General features: G+C 63.6%; 16 protein-coding genes. 9 read left to right on the forward strand and 7 right to left on the reverse strand.

Annotated features, from left to right (window positions below; genetic code table 11):
- The 3 genes from AC1D0P_RS10005 to AC1D0P_RS10015 all read right to left on the reverse strand — a co-directional run.
- Positions 1 to 490, reverse strand: a 490-nt coding sequence (locus AC1D0P_RS10005; RefSeq protein ID WP_477676588.1) for a ubiquinone/menaquinone biosynthesis methyltransferase, incomplete at its 3' end; no start/stop codon positions are given.
- A 167-nt stretch (positions 491 to 657) separates the two neighbouring features.
- On the reverse strand, positions 658 to 1,071 hold the full coding sequence (locus AC1D0P_RS10010; RefSeq protein WP_477676589.1) for a gamma-butyrobetaine hydroxylase family protein: 414 nt from the start codon (positions 1,069 to 1,071) through the stop codon (positions 658 to 660).
- An 85-nt stretch (positions 1,072 to 1,156) separates the two neighbouring features.
- Positions 1,157 to 5,059: a DUF3683 domain-containing protein gene (locus tag AC1D0P_RS10015; protein WP_477676590.1), complete on the reverse strand. Its 3,903-nt coding sequence runs from the start codon at positions 5,057 to 5,059 to the stop codon at positions 1,157 to 1,159.
- A 233-nt stretch (positions 5,060 to 5,292) separates the two neighbouring features.
- Here AC1D0P_RS10015 and ugpB point away from each other — a divergent pair, with 233 nt between their 5' ends.
- The 5 genes from ugpB (at position 5,293) to ugpQ (ending at position 10,411) form a co-directional block, all read left to right on the forward strand.
- Complete coding sequence (ugpB, locus tag AC1D0P_RS10020) at positions 5,293 to 6,606, forward strand: sn-glycerol-3-phosphate ABC transporter substrate-binding protein UgpB (protein ID WP_477676591.1); 1,314 nt, start codon at positions 5,293 to 5,295, stop codon at positions 6,604 to 6,606.
- 131 nt (positions 6,607 to 6,737) lie between these two features.
- Positions 6,738 to 7,619, forward strand: coding sequence for a sn-glycerol-3-phosphate ABC transporter permease UgpA (gene ugpA, locus AC1D0P_RS10025; RefSeq protein WP_477676592.1), 882 nt, complete (start codon positions 6,738 to 6,740; stop codon positions 7,617 to 7,619).
- 129 nt (positions 7,620 to 7,748) lie between these two features.
- Positions 7,749 to 8,600, forward strand: coding sequence for a sn-glycerol-3-phosphate ABC transporter permease UgpE (ugpE, locus tag AC1D0P_RS10030; protein ID WP_477676593.1), 852 nt, complete (start codon positions 7,749 to 7,751; stop codon positions 8,598 to 8,600).
- 31 nt (positions 8,601 to 8,631) lie between these two features.
- Complete coding sequence (locus AC1D0P_RS10035) at positions 8,632 to 9,651, forward strand: sn-glycerol-3-phosphate import ATP-binding protein UgpC (RefSeq protein ID WP_477676594.1); 1,020 nt, start codon at positions 8,632 to 8,634, stop codon at positions 9,649 to 9,651.
- Positions 9,652 to 9,658: 7 nt separating this feature from the next.
- Entirely contained in the window at positions 9,659 to 10,411 is a 753-nt protein-coding gene (gene ugpQ / locus AC1D0P_RS10040) for a glycerophosphodiester phosphodiesterase (RefSeq protein ID WP_477676595.1), read from the forward strand.
- Positions 10,412 to 10,415: 4 nt separating this feature from the next.
- On the opposite strand, the gene AC1D0P_RS10045 is transcribed toward ugpQ, so the two are convergent.
- Positions 10,416 to 10,706: a hypothetical protein gene (locus tag AC1D0P_RS10045; RefSeq protein ID WP_477676596.1), complete on the reverse strand. Its 291-nt coding sequence runs from the start codon at positions 10,704 to 10,706 to the stop codon at positions 10,416 to 10,418.
- A 120-nt stretch (positions 10,707 to 10,826) separates the two neighbouring features.
- On the opposite strand from AC1D0P_RS10045, the gene hemA reads away from it, so the two are divergent.
- From hemA to grxD, 4 genes are all read left to right on the forward strand, one after another.
- A complete protein-coding gene (hemA, locus tag AC1D0P_RS10050; protein WP_477676597.1) occupies positions 10,827 to 12,116 on the forward strand; it encodes a glutamyl-tRNA reductase in 1,290 nt (429 codons plus the stop codon).
- 96 nt (positions 12,117 to 12,212) lie between these two features.
- Entirely contained in the window at positions 12,213 to 13,334 is a 1,122-nt protein-coding gene (gene prfA / locus AC1D0P_RS10055; RefSeq protein ID WP_477676598.1) for a peptide chain release factor 1, read from the forward strand.
- A gap of 10 nt (positions 13,335 to 13,344) precedes the next feature.
- Complete coding sequence (gene prmC / locus AC1D0P_RS10060; protein ID WP_477676599.1) at positions 13,345 to 14,199, forward strand: peptide chain release factor N(5)-glutamine methyltransferase; 855 nt, start codon at positions 13,345 to 13,347, stop codon at positions 14,197 to 14,199.
- A gap of 147 nt (positions 14,200 to 14,346) precedes the next feature.
- Complete coding sequence (grxD, locus tag AC1D0P_RS10065; RefSeq protein ID WP_477676600.1) at positions 14,347 to 14,676, forward strand: Grx4 family monothiol glutaredoxin; 330 nt, start codon at positions 14,347 to 14,349, stop codon at positions 14,674 to 14,676.
- A gap of 66 nt (positions 14,677 to 14,742) precedes the next feature.
- On the opposite strand, the gene AC1D0P_RS10070 is transcribed toward grxD, so the two are convergent.
- From AC1D0P_RS10070 to zapD, 3 genes are all read right to left on the reverse strand, one after another.
- Positions 14,743 to 15,006, reverse strand: coding sequence for a hypothetical protein (locus AC1D0P_RS10070; protein ID WP_477676601.1), 264 nt, complete (start codon positions 15,004 to 15,006; stop codon positions 14,743 to 14,745).
- A 63-nt stretch (positions 15,007 to 15,069) separates the two neighbouring features.
- Positions 15,070 to 15,285 (reverse strand): DNA gyrase inhibitor YacG, encoded by a 216-nt coding sequence (locus AC1D0P_RS10075; protein ID WP_477676602.1) that lies wholly within the window; start codon positions 15,283 to 15,285, stop codon positions 15,070 to 15,072.
- Between the two features lie 61 nt (positions 15,286 to 15,346).
- Positions 15,347 to 15,568, reverse strand: a 222-nt coding sequence (gene zapD, locus AC1D0P_RS10080; RefSeq protein ID WP_477676603.1) for a cell division protein ZapD, incomplete at its 5' end; no start/stop codon positions are given.

Genomic DNA, 15,568 nt, shown 5'->3' on the forward strand with positions numbered 1-15,568 from the left:
ATTCAAGCACCAGCAGCTTGCCGCCGGGCTTGAGCACGCGGTTCATCTCGCGCAGCGCGTCTTCCTTGTGCGTCATGTTGCGCAGGCCGAAGGCCACGGTCACCACGTCGAAGCTCGCATCGGGGAAAGGCAGGTGCTCCGCGTCGCAGACCAGCGTCGGCAGGTTCACGCCGGCGTCCAGCAGCCGGTTGCGGCCTTCGCGCAGCATGGCCTCGTTGATGTCGGTGTGCACCACACGCCCGGTGCTGCCCACCTTGGGGGCAAAAGCCAGCGCTAGGTCGCCGGTGCCGCCGGCGATGTCCAGCACCTGGTAGCCCTCTTTGACGTTGGCCACCAGCACGGTATAGGCCTTCCAGGCGCGGTGCAGGCCCATGGACATCAGGTCGTTCATCACGTCGTATTTGGGCGCCACGGAATCGAAAACGCCGCGCACGCGGCGCGCCTTGTCCTGCTCGTCGACGGATTCAAAACCGAAATGGGTGCTGCTCATGCATCAATGCTAGAGGGCAATGCCCGGAATGACCGCGACAACCCTGGGATGACGCGGGGCATTGCGGCCTTATTGCCGGCTTTTATGCTGGAAAAACAACAGTGCCGCAAAGCCGGCTTTCGCCGCACTCGCGCGGCACGGCCGGGGCCTTCGCGCGGCCTGTGCGCTCAGTGGCTTGCGCAGCCGTGGCCGCCGGCTTGCGGCATGGGTGCGTCGCGGTCCACACCGGCTGCCTGCAGGCGCCGCTGGTAATCGTCCCAGAGGCGGCTCTGCTCGGCGCCCAGGTGGTAGAGGTAGTCCCAGGAAAAAATCCCGCTCTCGTGACCGTCGGAAAACACCGGCTTGACCGCGTAGTTGCCGATGGGCTCGAGCTCGACCAGGTTCACCTCGCGCTTGCCGGTCTGCAGGATTTCCTGGCCCGGGCCGTGGCCCTGGACCTCGGCCGACGGCGAGTAGATGCGCATGAGTTCAAACGGAATCCGGAATTCGGCGCCGTCGGAAAAAGCGACTTCAAGGACGCGCGACTGGCTGTGAACCGTCAGCGCCGTGGGCGTCGGGGAGCCGGGTTGAAGGCCTGCCATGGAGTGATCGCTTTCTGAGAGGAAATGGCCGGACTCATCCGGCCATCATGGTTTTGGCAATAAGCCCATTGACACCGAAGCCTGGCTAGACCAGCACCCTCTCGATGCCGCCGTGGTTGGCTGCCTCCACGTAGGCCGGCAGCCATTCCTTGCCCAGGATCTGGTTGGCCATTTCCACGACGATGTAGTCGGCCTCGAGCAAACCGTTCTGCAGATCGTCGCCGTAGCGCGAGAGCCCTTGAAGGCAGCTCGGGCAGCTGGTGAGGATCTTGACGCTGCCGCTTTCGGCGACGGCGCCGGATGCCCGCAGGGCGGCTTCGCCCTTGCGCAGCTCTTCTTCCTTGCGAAAGCGGATCTGCGTCGAGATGTCGGGGCGGGTGACGCCCAGCGTGCCAGATTCGCCGCAGCAGCGGTCGTTCTTGAGCACGTTGTCGCCCATCAGGGCCTTGACGGTCTTCATCGGCTCCTGCAGCTTCATGGGGCTGTGGCAGGGATCGTGGTACAGGTAGCCCGCGCCCGGCTGGTCGGTGCGCAGTGTGATGCCTTTTTCCAGCAGGTATTCGTGGATGTCGATGATGCGGCAGCCCGGGAATATCTTGTCGAACTCATAGCCCTGCAGCTGGTCGTAGCAGGTGCCGCAGCTGACCACCACCGTCTTGATGTCCAGGTAGTTCAGCGTGTTGGCCACGCGGTGAAACAGCACCCGGTTGTCGGTGATGATTTTTTCGGCCTTGTCGAATTGCCCGCTGCCGCGCTGCGGGTAGCCGCAGCACAAATAGCCCGGCGGCAGCACGGTCTGCACACCCGCATGCCAGAGCATGGCCTGCGTCGCCAGGCCGACCTGGCTGAACAGGCGCTCGGAACCGCAACCGGGGAAATAGAACACGGCCTCAGTTTCCGACGTGGTGCTTTTCGGGTTGCGGATGATGGGGACGTAGTCCTTGTCCTCGATGTCCAGCAGCGCGCGCGCGGTCTTTTTGGGCAGGCCGCCCGGCATCTTCTTGTTGATGAAGTGGATCACCTGCTCTTTCACGGGCGCCWTGCCGACCGTCGCCGGCGGCAGCGCCGTCTGCTTGCGCGCCAGCCGGCGCAGCAGGTCGTTGGCCAGCCGCTGGGCCTTGAAGCCCACATCGACCATGGCGCCGCGCATGAACTTGATGGTCTGCGGGCTGGTCGCGTTCAGGAAAATCATGGCGGCGGCATTGCCGGGCCGGAAGGACTTCTGCCCCATCTTGCGCAACAGGTTGCGCATGTTCATCGAGACTTCGCCGAAGTCGATATCCACCGGGCACGGGGTCAGGCACTTGTGGCAGACCGTGCAGTGGTCGGCCACGTCCTCGAACTCTTCCCAGTGCTTGATGCTCACGCCGCGCCGGGTCTGCTCTTCGTACAGGAAAGCCTCCACCAGCAGCGAGGTCGCCAGGATCTTGTTGCGCGGGCTGTACAGCAGGTTGGCGCGCGGTACGTGGGTGGCGCAGACAGGTTTGCATTTGCCACAGCGCAGGCAGTCCTTCACGCTGTCGGCGATGGCGCCTATGTCGGACTGCTGCATGATCAGCGATTCGTGCCCCATGAGGCCGAAACTGGGCGTGTAGGCATTCGTCAAATCGGCTTGAAGACTTTGTCCTTCTTTGCCAAGGTGCCCCTGGTCTCGCAGCAGCTTGCCCTTGTTGAAGCGCCCTTCAGGGTCGACCTTCTGTTTGTATTCGGTGAAAGGCCGCAACTCCTCGTCGGTCAGGAATTCCAGCTTGGTGATGCCGATGCCGTGCTCGCCGGAAATCACGCCGTCCAGCGAACGGGCCAGCACCATGATGCGCGCCACGGCCACATGCGCGGTCTGCAGCATCTCATAATCGTCGCTGTTGACGGGCAGATTGGTGTGCACGTTGCCGTCGCCGGCATGCATGTGCAGCGCGGCCCAGACGCGGCCCTTGAGCACGCGCTTGTGGATGGCCGTGCATTCCTCGAGGATGGGCAAGAACGCGCCGCCCGAGAAAATCGCCTGCAGCGGAGCGCGGATCTGGGTTTTCCAGCTCGCCCGCAGCGAGTGGTCCTGCAGTTGCGGGAACAGCGTGGCCACGCCTTCGAGCCAGCCCGACCAGAGCGCGCGCACTTCGCCCACCAGCGCAAGCGCCTGGGCTACACGGTCTTCCAGCAGCTCGGCCGATGGAATGTCGTTGGCATCGTCGGATTTGCCCAGGGGCAGGTTGCCCTTGAGGAAAAAAGCCTCGAGTTCGTCGCAGAGCTTGATCTTGTTGCGCAGGCTGAGCTCGATATTGATCTGCTCGATCCCATCGGTGTACTCCGCCATACGAGGCAGCGGGATCACCACGTCTTCATTGATCTTGAACGCGTTGGTGTGTTTGGAGATCGCGGCGGTGCGCTTGCGGTCCAGCCAGAATTTCTTGCGGGCGTCAGGGCTGATGGCGATAAAACCTTCGCCGTGGCGCGAGTTGGCAATGCGCACGACTTCCGACGTGGCACGCGCCACGACATCGGCATCGTCGCCGGCAATGTCGCCAAACAGCACCATCTTCGGCAAGCCGCCATGCTTTTTCGATTTGGTGGCGTAGCCGACCGCCTTCAGGTAGCGATCATCCAGATGTTCAAGCCCCGCCAGGATGGCGCCACCGCGCTTTTGCTCGGCGAACATGAAGTCCTTGATCTCGACGATGCTGGGCACTGCGTCCTTGGCATTGCCGAAGAACTCCAGGCACACGGTGCGGGTATGCGCCGGCATGCGGTGCACGATCCAGCGCGCGCTGGTGATCAGGCCGTCGCAGCCTTCCTTTTGGATACCGGGCAGGCCGCTCAGGAATTTGTCGGTAACGTCCTTGCCCAGCCCTTCCTTGCGGAATGTTTTGCCGGGAATATCCAGCCGCTCGGTGCGAATGGGAGTTTTGCCGTCGGCTTCGAAATACTGCAACTCGAAGCTGGCCACCTCGGCGTCGTGGATCTTGCCCAGGTTGTGGCCCACGCGCGTGACTTCCAGCCAGGTCGCTTCGGGCGTGACCATGCGCCAGGAGGCCAGGTTGTCGAGCGCGGTGSCCCACAAGACGGCCTTCTTGCCGCCCGCGTTCATCGCGATGTTGCCGCCTATGCAGGAGGCTTCGGCCGAGGTCGGGTCGACCGCGAACACAAAGCCCCCGCGCTCGGCCGCATCGGCCACGCGCTGGGTGACCACGCCGGCTTCGGTCCAGATGGTGGCGACAGGCTGTTCAAGGCCCGGCAGCGAGACCATTTCGACCTCGGTCATGGCTTCGAGCTTTTCGGTGTTGATAACGGCCGACTTCCAGGTCAGCGGGATCGCCCCGCCGGTGTAGCCGGTGCCGCCGCCGCGCGGGACGATGGTCAGGCCGAGTTCGATGCAGGCCTTGACCAGGCCGGCCATTTCGGCTTCGGTGTCGGGTGTGAGGACCACAAAAGGATATTCGACGCGCCAGTCGGTCGCGTCGGTGACGTGTGAAACCCGCGAGAGGCCGTCGAACTTGATGTTGTCCTTGAGGGTCAGCTTGCGCAGCTTGCGTTCCGTCAGGCGGCGCAGGTCGTACATCTCGCTGAAGGAGGTATAGAAGCGGGCAACGGCGCCGCGGGCGGCGTCCAGCAATTCGCCCACGATGGCGTCGCGCTGCTGGTCAACATCCGGCGTACGGCGCTTTTCCACCTCGGTCAGACGGTGCTGCAAGGCGTCGACCAGCAGTTTGCGGCGCTTGGGGTTGTCGAGCAGGTCGTCCTGCAAATAGGGGTTGCGCTGCACCACCCAGACGTCGCCCAGCACTTCGTACAGCATGCGCGCGGAGCGGCCGGTGCGGCGCTCGTCGCGAAGGCGGTTTAGCAGGTCCCAGGCCCTCTCGCCGAGCAGGCGGATGACCACTTCGCGGTCGGAGAACGAGGTGTAGTTGTAGGGAATCTCGCGGATGCGGGCTTCGCCGGCCTTTGCGTCACCGGCAAAGACGTGGAGTTCTTGGAGTGTGGTAGGGGCGTTCATCGTGAAAAGCCAGCGGCTTCAGACCCGTGTCCAGCGCTGTTGCCCTATATTACCGCAGCGCAACATTCGTGGCCGTACCACACAGGCCTGGGGGAATAGTCCTAAGTTGTCTTATGGAAATCCCGCTTGTCTGAGGTCTTCGAAATCGCTTAAATCCGTGTGTCATAAACAGTTTCTAGACTGTCCCGTTTAACTTGGCGCCCCTTGTGTGCGCCCAAATCCCAGGAGTTTTGATGAWAAACCGTCTTTCCGCGTTTGCTTTTGCGGCCCTAGGCCTGTGCATGCCTTTGGCCAGCCAGGCGCAAGTCGAGATCCAGTGGTGGCACTCCATGGTGGCGGTCAACGGTGAATGGGTCAATGACCTGGCCAAGCAGTTCAACGAAAGCCAGAAGGAATACAAGATCGTCCCCACCTTCAAGGGCAGCTACGACGAATCCATGACGGCCTCCATCGCGGCCTTTCGCGCCGGCAACGCGCCCCACATCCTGCAGGTGTTCGAAGTCGGCACCGCCACCATGATGGCCAGCAAGGGCGCGGTCATTCCGGTCGGCCAGGTCATGAAGGACGCCGGCGAGAAATTCGATCCCAACGCCTACATCTCGGCCGTCGCGGGCTACTACACGGCGCCCAACGGCCAGATGCTGAGCTTCCCGTTCAACAGCTCCACCACCATCTTCTACTTCAACAAGGATGCCTTCAAGGCCGCCGGCCTTCCTACCGACAAAGCGCCGGTGACCTGGCCCGAGGTGGTGAATGCCGCCGCCAAGCTCAAGGCCGCCGGCCACAAGTGCCCCTTCACCACCGCCTGGCAGGGCTGGACCCAGCTGGAGAGCTTCTCGGCCTGGCACAACGTCGAGTTCGCGACCAAGAGCAACGGTCTGGCCGGGCTCGACGCGCGCATGAAGATCAACTCGCCGCTGCATCAGCGCCACATCGAAAACCTGGCCAACATGGCCAAGCAAGGCCTTTTCGTCTACAAAGGCCGCGGCAACGTGCCGGAAGCCAGCTTTGTGTCGGGCGAGTGCGCCATGATCAACACCTCCTCGGGCTTTTACGGCAACGTGGCCAAGAACGCCAAGTTCGCCTACGGCCTGGCCCCGCTGCCTTACTACCAGGACGTTCCCGGCGCGCCGCAGAACACGGTGATCGGCGGCGCCAGCCTCTGGGTCATGTCGGGCAAGAAACCGGCCGAATACAAGGGCGTTGCCAAGTTCTTCAGCTTCATCTCGACGCCTGAAGTGCAGTCGGCCAGCCACAAGCGCACCGGCTATCTGCCGGTGACCACTGCCGCTTACCAATTGACCGAAAAATCGGGCTTCTATACGCAAAACCCGGGCACCGACGTCGCCGTGACGCAGATGATTCGCAAGGTGACCGACAAGAGCCGCGGCATCCGCCTTGGCAACTATGTGCAGGTGCGCGCGATCGAGGACGAGGAACTCGAGCAAGTCTGGAACGGCAAGAAGACGGCCAAGGAAGCCCTGGACTCCATCGTCAAGCGCGGCAACGAACAGATTGAGCGCTTCCAGAAAGCCAACAAAGGCTGATCACGCAAGCGACAGAGCAAGCCCGTCCGACGGGCTACACTCGGCCCGCCTGACTTCCCCTTCCCGACAAGAGAAGGCCAGGCGGGCTTTTATGTTTAAGCGCCCCCAAGTTTCTGCCCACTGAAGGCCCTATGGAAAAACGCGTTGTCTTTCGATCCAGCTGGCTTCCCTGGCTGCTGCTGCTGCCGCAAATGGCGGTCATCCTGGTGTTCTTCTTCTGGCCTGCCGCGCAGGCCATCCTGCAGTCGCTGCAACAGCAGGATGCCTTCGGCACCTCCGTCGAATTCGTCGGCATGGCCAATTTCCAGCAGTTGTTCGACGACCCGAGCTATGTGGAGTCGTTCAAGACCACCGCGTTTTTCTCGGTGATGRTGGCCGGCATAGGCATCAGCCTGTCACTTCTGCTGGCCGTTTTCGCCGACCGCATCACGCGCGGCGGCATGTTCTACAAGACCATGCTGGTGCTGCCCTACGCCGTCGCCCCAGCTGTCGCGGCCGTGTTGTGGGTCTTCATGTTTTCTCCCTCGCTGGGCGTGGTGGCCTATGCCCTGGGCAAGATAGGCATTGACTGGAATCACCTGCTGAACTCCCGTCACGCGATGACGCTGATTGTGATGGCTGCAGTGTGGAAGCAGATTTCCTATAACTTCCTGTTCTTCCTGGCGGGCCTGCAGTCGATCCCCAAGTCACTGATCGAGGCCGCCGCCATTGACGGTGCCCGGCCCTGGCGCCGCTTCTGGACCATCCAGTTCCCGCTGCTGTCGCCCACCACTTTTTTCCTGTTGGTCATCAACGTGGTCTACGCATTCTTCGACACGTTTGCGATCGTCCACGCTGCTACCGAAGGCGGTCCGGGCAAAGACACGGCCATCCTGGTTTACAAGGTCTACCACGATGGCTTCAAGGCCATGGACCTGGGCGGCTCGGCCGCGCAGTCGGTGGTGCTGATGGTGATCGTGGTGGCTCTGACGGTCATCCAGTTCCGCTATGTAGAGAAAAAGGTTCAGTACTGATGGTCTCCAAAAAACATGTGAATTCCTGTTCAGCAGGGGCCGCGGAACTGGCTTTGCCAGGCCGCAGGCGCAGCGGCCCCCTCGGGGGGCAGGGCGCTACACGAAGTGAGCAACCGTGGGGGTCATTTCATGGTTGAAAAACGCGGCACCCACGGCATCCTCGCCCACGTGGTGGTGATGCTGGGCGTCTTCATCGTCGCCTTCCCCCTCTACCTGGCCTTTGTGGCCTCGACCCATACGGCGCAGGAAATCGTGCAGGCGCCCATGCCGATGCTGCCGGGCACGAACATGCTCGATAGCTACAAGGCGGCGCTGTTCGGGCGCGAATCCGCGACCGGCTCCAATGCGCCGGTGGCGCACATGATGTGGGTCAGCTTCGTCACTGCGATGGTGATCGCCGTCGGCAAGATCACCATCTCGCTGCTGTCGGCCTTCGCCATCGTGTACTTCCGCTTTCCCTTCAAGAAGACCTGCTTCTGGGCCATCTTCATCACCCTGATGCTGCCGGTCGAGGTGCGCATACTGCCGACCTACAAGGTGCTGTCGGACCTGAACATGCTCAACACCTATGCAGGCCTGACGGTGCCGCTAATTGCTTCAGCCACGGCAACCTTTCTGTTCCGCCAGTTCTTCCTGACGGTGCCGGAAGAGCTGACCGAGGCCTCGCGCATGGACGGCGCCAGCCCCATGCGCTTTTTCTTCGACGTGCTGCTGCCGCTGTCCAAGACTTCGATCGCGGCGCTCTTCGTGATCCAGTTCATCTACGGCTGGAACCAGTACCTCTGGCCGCTGCTGGCCACGACCAGTGAAGACATGTACCCCGTCGTCGTGGGCATCAAGCGCATGATCGCCGGCGGCGACGGCCAGAACGAATGGAACGTGGTCATGGCGACCGCCATCCTGGCGATGCTGCCGCCCGCCCTGGTGGTGGTGCTGATGCAGAAATGGTTCGTCAAGGGCCTGGTCGATACCGAGAAATAAAAGAAACAAGCAAGACAGGACGGAAATAGTTATGGCATCCCTTTCATTCAACAACATCATCAAGCGCTACGGCACCGGCAAGGACGCGCTGCAGGTGCTGCACGGCGTCAACGCCGAAATCAAGGACCACGAATTCATCGTCATCGTCGGCCCCTCGGGCTGCGGCAAATCCACCCTGCTGCGCATGGTGGCCGGCCTCGAGGAGGTCAGCGATGGGCAGATTTCCATCGGCGGAAAGGTCGTCAACGAACTGGAACCCTCGGAGCGCGACATCGCCATGGTSTTCCAGAACTACGCGCTGTACCCGCACATGAGCGTGTTCGACAACATGGCCTACGGCCTGAAGATCGCCAAAGTGCCCAAGGACGAGATCAAGACCCGCGTCGACAAGGCCGCGAAGATCCTCGAACTCGGCCACCTGCTGGACCGCAAGCCCCGCGCCCTCTCGGGCGGCCAGCGCCAGCGCGTGGCCATGGGCCGCGCCATCGTGCGCCAGCCGCAGGTGTTCCTGTTCGACGAGCCGCTGTCCAACCTGGATGCCAAGTTGCGCGTGCAGACGCGCCTGGAAATCCAGAAACTGCACCGCGAACTCGGCATCACCTCGCTCTTCGTCACCCACGACCAGGTCGAGGCCATGACGCTGGCACAGCGCATGATGGTGATGAACGCCGGCCGCATGGAGCAGTTCGGCACGCCCGAAGAGGTCTACAACCGCCCCGCCACTACYTTTGTGGCCAGTTTCATGGGCTCGCCGCCCATGAAYYTGCTCAAGCAGGCKCCSAACRCCGACTTCGGTGGCAAGCCGGGCGCCATCCTGGGCATACGGCCCGAGCACCTGCAGGTTGGCGCCACCGGCTGGGCGGTGCAAGTCGACACGATTGAAATGCTGGGTGCCGAGCGGCTGGTGTATTGCCGCATGGGCGGCGAAGCCATCATCGTGCGCACCGACGAAAGCCTGTCGACGGCGCCTGAAATCGGCGCGACCATCCACGTCACGCCGCGCGCGGACCGCCTGCACTGGTTCGACGCCGAGACGGGCAAACGGCTGTAATTGCGCCATGACGAATCCCGTGACCGCCTCCAACTGGCCCTATCCCCGCTGGGTGGCGCACCGCGGCGCCGGCAAGCTGGCGCCTGAAAACACCCTGGCCTCTTTCATGCTGGGCGCCAGCCATGGCTACCGCATGTTTGAGTGCGACGTGAAGCTCAGCGCCGATGGCATCCCGTTTTTGCTGCACGACGCCACGCTGGAGCGCACCAGCAATGGCAAGGGCGTGGCCGGTGAGCTGAACTGGGAGGCTCTGGCAAAGCTCGACGCTGGGGGTTGGCATTCGCCGGCCTTTGCCGCCGAAGGCCTGGCCAGCTTTGAGCGCATCGCCCGCTTTTGCCTGGACAAGGGCTATTTCCTGAACATCGAAATTAAACCCACACCGGGCGTAGAGAGCCATACCGGCACCGTCGTGGCCAATGAAGCGGCCCGGCTCTGGCAGGGCACGGCGGTTCCGCCGCTGCTGACGTCCTTCCAGCCGCTGTCGCTTGAAGCGGCCCGTACCGCGCAGCCCCAATTGCCGCGCGGCCTGCTGCTCGACGAACTCCCCGCCAGCTGGCTGGAAACCGCGGCCGGGCTGGGCTGTGTGGCGATAGTCTGCAACCACAAACTGTGGAACGCCGACACGGTGGCGCAAGCCAAAAAAGCCGGCTTCAAGCTGCTGAGCTACACCGTCAACGACGAGGCCAATGTGCWGAGGCTGCTGGCACTGGGCACCGACGGCATCATCACTGACGCGGTGAACGTCTTCAAGCCTGACTAGGCTTTCAGTTTTTCCAGGCGCCCAAAAGTACCCACTGGCAAAGCGCCGCGCCGGCCACCATTGCGGCATAGGTCAGCATCTTGCCGTCATGGCCGAAGAACACCAGGCCGGCGACCAGCACCAGCACATTCACGGCGAAAACAATCGCCGCCTGCGCCCACCAAGTGGCGGCCACGGGGTTTTTAGACCTGAAAACTCCGCCAAACACGCGGCTGGATAGCACCAACAGCACGGCGACCACGGCGGCCGGCAGGACAAGGTTGAACAGGTGGTTGGCCAGCAGGTAAAAGGTCATTCGCTTGGGGAAGATTGAAAAATCGCCGGGAAGCATCCCAAAAAGCCTCGWAAAAAGGGCTGTCAAGGCGATTGTCAGGGCTTCCAGCCGGGCCGGCCGCTTCAATTTTATAATCGGAGGATGTCAGTCTGGGCCCTTGGGCTAAACCATAACACCGCACCGCTCGATTTGCGCGGGCGCTTTGCCTACGCCCTGGACCAGGTCGAGCCCACTTTGCGCGGCCTGCGTGCCTCGCTGGCGCGCCAGCCTGAGGCGACGCTGCTCTCCACCTGCAACCGCACCGAAATCTACTGCGCCGGCGACAACACGGACCTGGACCACACCCTGGAGTGGCTGGCGCACAACGGCGGCGTTTCGCCCGCCCTGCTGCGCTCGCATGCCTACACGCTGCAGGGCGACCAGGTCGCCCGCCACGCCTTTCGCGTGGCCAGCGGCCTCGACTCCATGGTGCTGGGCGAACCGCAGATCCTGGGGCAAATGAAAGACGCGGTGCGCGCCGCCGAAGACGCCGGCGCCATGGGCACCACGCTGCACCAGCTGTTCCAGCGCTCCTTTGCCGTGGCCAAGGAGGTGCGCAGCAGCACCGAAATCGGCGCGCACAGCATCAGCATGGCGGCGGCCAGCGTGCGCCTGGCCGGCCAGCTGTTTGAGAACCTCAGCGATATCAAGGTGCTGTTTGTCGGCGCCGGCGAGATGATTGACCTGGCGGCCACTCACTTCGCCGCCAAAAACCCGAAAGCCATGGCGATTGCCAACCGCACGCTGGAGCGCGGCGAAAAGCTGGCCGGCCGCTTCGGCGCGGAAGTCATGCGCCTGGCCGACCTGCCCAGCCGCCTGCACGAATTCGACGCGGTGATCAGCTGCACCGCCAGCACGCTGCCCATCATCGGCCTGGGTGCCGTCGAGCGCGCCGTCAAGCTGCGCAAGCATCGCCCCATGTTCATGGTCGACCTGGCCGTGCCGCGCGACATCGAACCCGAAGTCAAGGCCCTGCCCGACATCTACCTCTACACGGTGGACGACCTGGCGCACGTGGTGCAGACCGGCAAGGACAGCCGCAAGGCCGCCGTGGCCCAGGCCGAAGTTATCATCGACGCCGGCGTGCAGAACTTCATGCACTGGCTGGGCCAGCGCCGCAGCGTGCCGCTGATCCAGCAGCTCAATGCGCAGACCGACGAATGGCGCGCCGCCGAAATCGTCCGGGCCAAGAAGTTGCTCGCCCGAGGCGAACCCATAGACACCGTGCTGGATGCACTGACCCGCGGCCTGACCCAGAAGATGCTGCACGGCACCCTGGCCGAGTTGCATGCCGGCGACGCCAGTAGCCGCGAAGCCACGGCGCAGGCTGTCTCTCGGCTGTTTTTGCGCGGCCAGCTGCCCAAGATCAAGCCCGACGACAAAGAGCGTTAGCGCCCGCCACAGCGCTGACCTCCCCTGCCGGCGTCAGCCGGCGCCCTTGTTGACGGCCTTGCGGCACCCTTTTCGGCTTTTCCGGCCTCCATTCCCATGAAACCCTTTCTTCGCCAAACCCTGGACCGCCAGCTTCTGAGGCTGCACGAACTGGACGCCTTGCTGTCCGCCAGCGACGTGGTCAGCGACCTGGACCGTTTTCGTGCCCTGACCCGGGAGCACGCAGAAGCCAGTGTGATCGCCGAGCAGTACACGCGGCTGACCGGCCGCGAGGCCGACCTGGCCGGTGCCGAAAGCATGCTGGCCGACGCGAAAGACGACCCCGAGATGGCCGCCATGGCCGAGGAAGAGATTGACGCGGCCAAGGCCGACATCGCAGCCATCGACGAAGCGCTGCAGCTGATGCTGATCCCCAAGGACCCTGACGACCTGCGCCCGGCCTTTGTCGAAATCCGCGCCGGCACCGGTGGCGATGAGTCGGCGCTGTTCGCCGGCGACCTGTTCCGCCTGTACACCCGTTTTGCCGAGCGCAACCGCTGGCAGGTCGAGATCATCAGCGAGTCGCCGAGCGAGCTGGGTGGCTACAAGGAGGTGGTGCTGCGCATCGAGGGCGCCGCCGATGCCATGGGCGTAGGTGTCTACGGCAAGCTGCGGTTCGAGTCGGGCGGCCATCGCGTGCAGCGCGTGCCGGCCACCGAAACCCAGGGCCGCATCCACACCAGCGCCTGTACCGTGGCCGTGATGCCGGAGCCTGACGAGGCGGTGGCCATCCAGATCAACCCGGCCGACCTGCGTATAGACACTTACCGCGCCAGTGGCGCCGGTGGCCAGCACATCAACAMSACCGAYTCGGCSGTGCGYATCACGCAYATCCCGACCGGYATCGTCGCCGAATGCCAGGAAGGGCGCAGCCAGCACAGCAACAAGGCCCAGGCGCTCAAGGTGCTGACCGCCCGCATCCATGAAAAAGACCGTGCCGAGCGCGCCGCCAAGGACGCGGCCCTGCGCAAGGGCCTGGTCGGCACGGGTGACCGCAGCGACCGCATCCGCACCTACAACTTCCCGCAGGGCCGGCTGACCGACCACCGCATCAACCTCACGCTGTACAAGCTGCTGACCATCATGGAAGGCGACCTGGGCGACGTGATCACCGCGCTGCAGGTGGCGCGCGGCGCCGAGCAGCTCGCCGAGCTGGAAACCGCTAACAGCGGGCTTTGAGGCGTTCGCCGTGAACCCGCCAAACTGCGCGCAAGCCCTGGCCGCCGCCCAGTCCCAAGGGCTGGATCGGCTGGACGCCCAGCTGCTGCTGCTGTATGCGCTGGGCAGGCCCGGCGACGCGCGGGCCTGGCTGCTGGCGCATGACACCGATGTCCTGCCGGACCGGGCCGCTGAAGACTTCCGGGCCATGTGCCTGCGCCGGATCGCCGGGGAGCCCCTGGCTTACATCGTCGGCTACAAGGAGTTTTTCGGTCTCACGCTTCAGGTGGACGCCCGCGTGCTGGTGCCGAGGCCCGACACTGAAACCTTGGTGGGCTGGGCGCTTGAGCGGCTGCAGGCCCTCGACATGCCGCCGGTGCCGACGGTGCTGGACCTGGGTACCGGCAGCGGTGCGATTGCGCTGGCCATCGCGCACAGCCTGCAAACAGAAGGCCGCCAGGCCAATGTCGTGGCCGTGGACGCGAGCGCGGGGGCGCTGGAGGTGGCCCGGGGTAACGCCTCCCGCCTCGGGCTGGGTCTGGATTTCCTCCAGAGCCACTGGCTAGAGGAAGTTAGCGGACACTTTCACCTGATCGTCAGCAACCCGCCTTATATCGCCAGCGCTGATCATCATCTGGAGGACTTGGCCTATGAGCCCCTGTCCGCCCTGGCCGCCGGCACCGACGGGCTGGACGATATCCGCGAAATCGTGCGGCAGGCGCCCGGCCACCTTCTGCCGGGCGGCTGGCTGCTGCTGGAGCATGGCTACGACCAGGCCGAGGCGGTGTGCAATCTGCTGGCCCAGGCAGGCTTTGCGCAAGTCCAGAGCCAGCTGGACTTGGCCGGCATTGCGCGCTGCTCGGGCGGGCTATGGGTGGGCGAGTGAGGCCGCCACGCGGGATGCGAAACGGCGGGATAATCGGCCTGTTGAATTCTGCTTCCCAGATTCCATCTAATTGAAGTCGCCTGCCCTGATACCGGGCTGGCGCGGGGCCCAAGCCCCTACCCCCACGGATTTGCAAAGGATTTCACCATGAGCACCATAGACCCCACCCAGCAACGCATCGCCGAAATCGTCAAATCCAGCGACGTGGTCCTTTTCATGAAAGGCACGGCCCAGTTTCCCATGTGCGGTTTCTCCGGCCGCGCCATCCAGGTCCTGAAGGCCTGCGGCGTGAACAAGCCCGCCACCGTGAACGTGCTGGAAGACGAGGAAATCCGCCACGGCATCAAGGAATTCAGCAACTGGCCCACCATCCCCCAGCTGTATGTGAAGGGTGAATTCATCGGCGGCTCGGACATCATGATGGAGATGTACCAGAGCGGCGAACTCCAGCAGGTGCTGGGCACACCCGCCGCCTGAGCGGCCCGGCGGCCAAGGCGCGATACCAGCGGTACTATCCGCCGGCCCGCCCTCTTCAAATACCGGTCAGCGCGTGTAGCCGGAGCAGGCGCCCGCATCCACGGCACCCTTGCATTCACGCTTGAGGCGGGCGGTGCGCTGGGCGACCGTTTCACCGGAGCCCGGGATGAATTTGGCTTTACTGCCAGATTTGGCGGCTTTTTTGGATTTGGACTTGGCGGGCTTCTCGCCCTCCGGTGCCGGCTGGGTCTGCGCCTGGGCATGGCTTGCCGCCAAAGCGGCCGCCATGAGCGCGGCCAGGACGGGTCTCATCAAAGACTTGATGTTCATTTTTCGCTCCCTCTCTTTTTTGCTTTTATCAAACGCGGCTGACACCGCGCGCCTCGGCAAATTCTATTGCAGCTTGGGATCGCCGAAAACCTCGTCGTCGGGCGGCGTGTCCGCCGGCAGGCGGAAGCCTTCGCTGGCCCAGGCGCCCAGGTCGATGTTTTTGCAGCGCTCGCTGCAAAAAGGGCGAAAAGGGTTGCTGGGCGCGTAAACGCTTTCGCCGCCGCAGCCCGGGCACACGACCAGCTTGACGGGTGGGGAGTCTTTTTTCGTCACAGGCATGTTTCAGGACAAGTCTGGGGGATCAATCGGAAAGGAGGCCGGTGGTTGGCGAGCCCGCGGATCAGGAACAGAGGGTCAACTCAAACGCCGAATCGTCGGTGCTGGCATGCAGCCGGTCGTCTTCGCCGTGGCGCATGAGGCGCACCGAAACGATCAACCGGTTGCCGCTGATTTCAGGAATCAGCCCCAGGGCGGGGTCTATGCGGAGGCGCAAAAGCTGGAAAGTGCGTCCTTGCGGCAGCGTCTGCTGGTATTGGCCGGCCGGCGCCACCACTTTTTGCGG

This window comes from Polaromonas sp. P1_G2, assembly GCF_056405515.1.

Coding starts and splice junctions, on each gene's coding strand:
- hemA (WP_477676597.1), top strand. CDS start 10,827: ATGTCAGTCTGGGCCCTTGGGCTAAACCATAACACCGCACCGCTCGAT.
- AC1D0P_RS10010 (WP_477676589.1), bottom strand. CDS start 1,071: ATGGCAGGCCTTCAACCCGGCTCCCCGACGCCCACGGCGCTGACGGTT.
- AC1D0P_RS10045 (WP_477676596.1), bottom strand. CDS start 10,706: ATGACCTTTTACCTGCTGGCCAACCACCTGTTCAACCTTGTCCTGCCG.
- AC1D0P_RS10075 (WP_477676602.1), bottom strand. CDS start 15,285: ATGCCTGTGACGAAAAAAGACTCCCCACCCGTCAAGCTGGTCGTGTGC.
- grxD (WP_477676600.1), top strand. CDS start 14,347: ATGAGCACCATAGACCCCACCCAGCAACGCATCGCCGAAATCGTCAAA.
- ugpE (WP_477676593.1), top strand. CDS start 7,749: ATGGTTGAAAAACGCGGCACCCACGGCATCCTCGCCCACGTGGTGGTG.
- AC1D0P_RS10070 (WP_477676601.1), bottom strand. CDS start 15,006: ATGAACATCAAGTCTTTGATGAGACCCGTCCTGGCCGCGCTCATGGCG.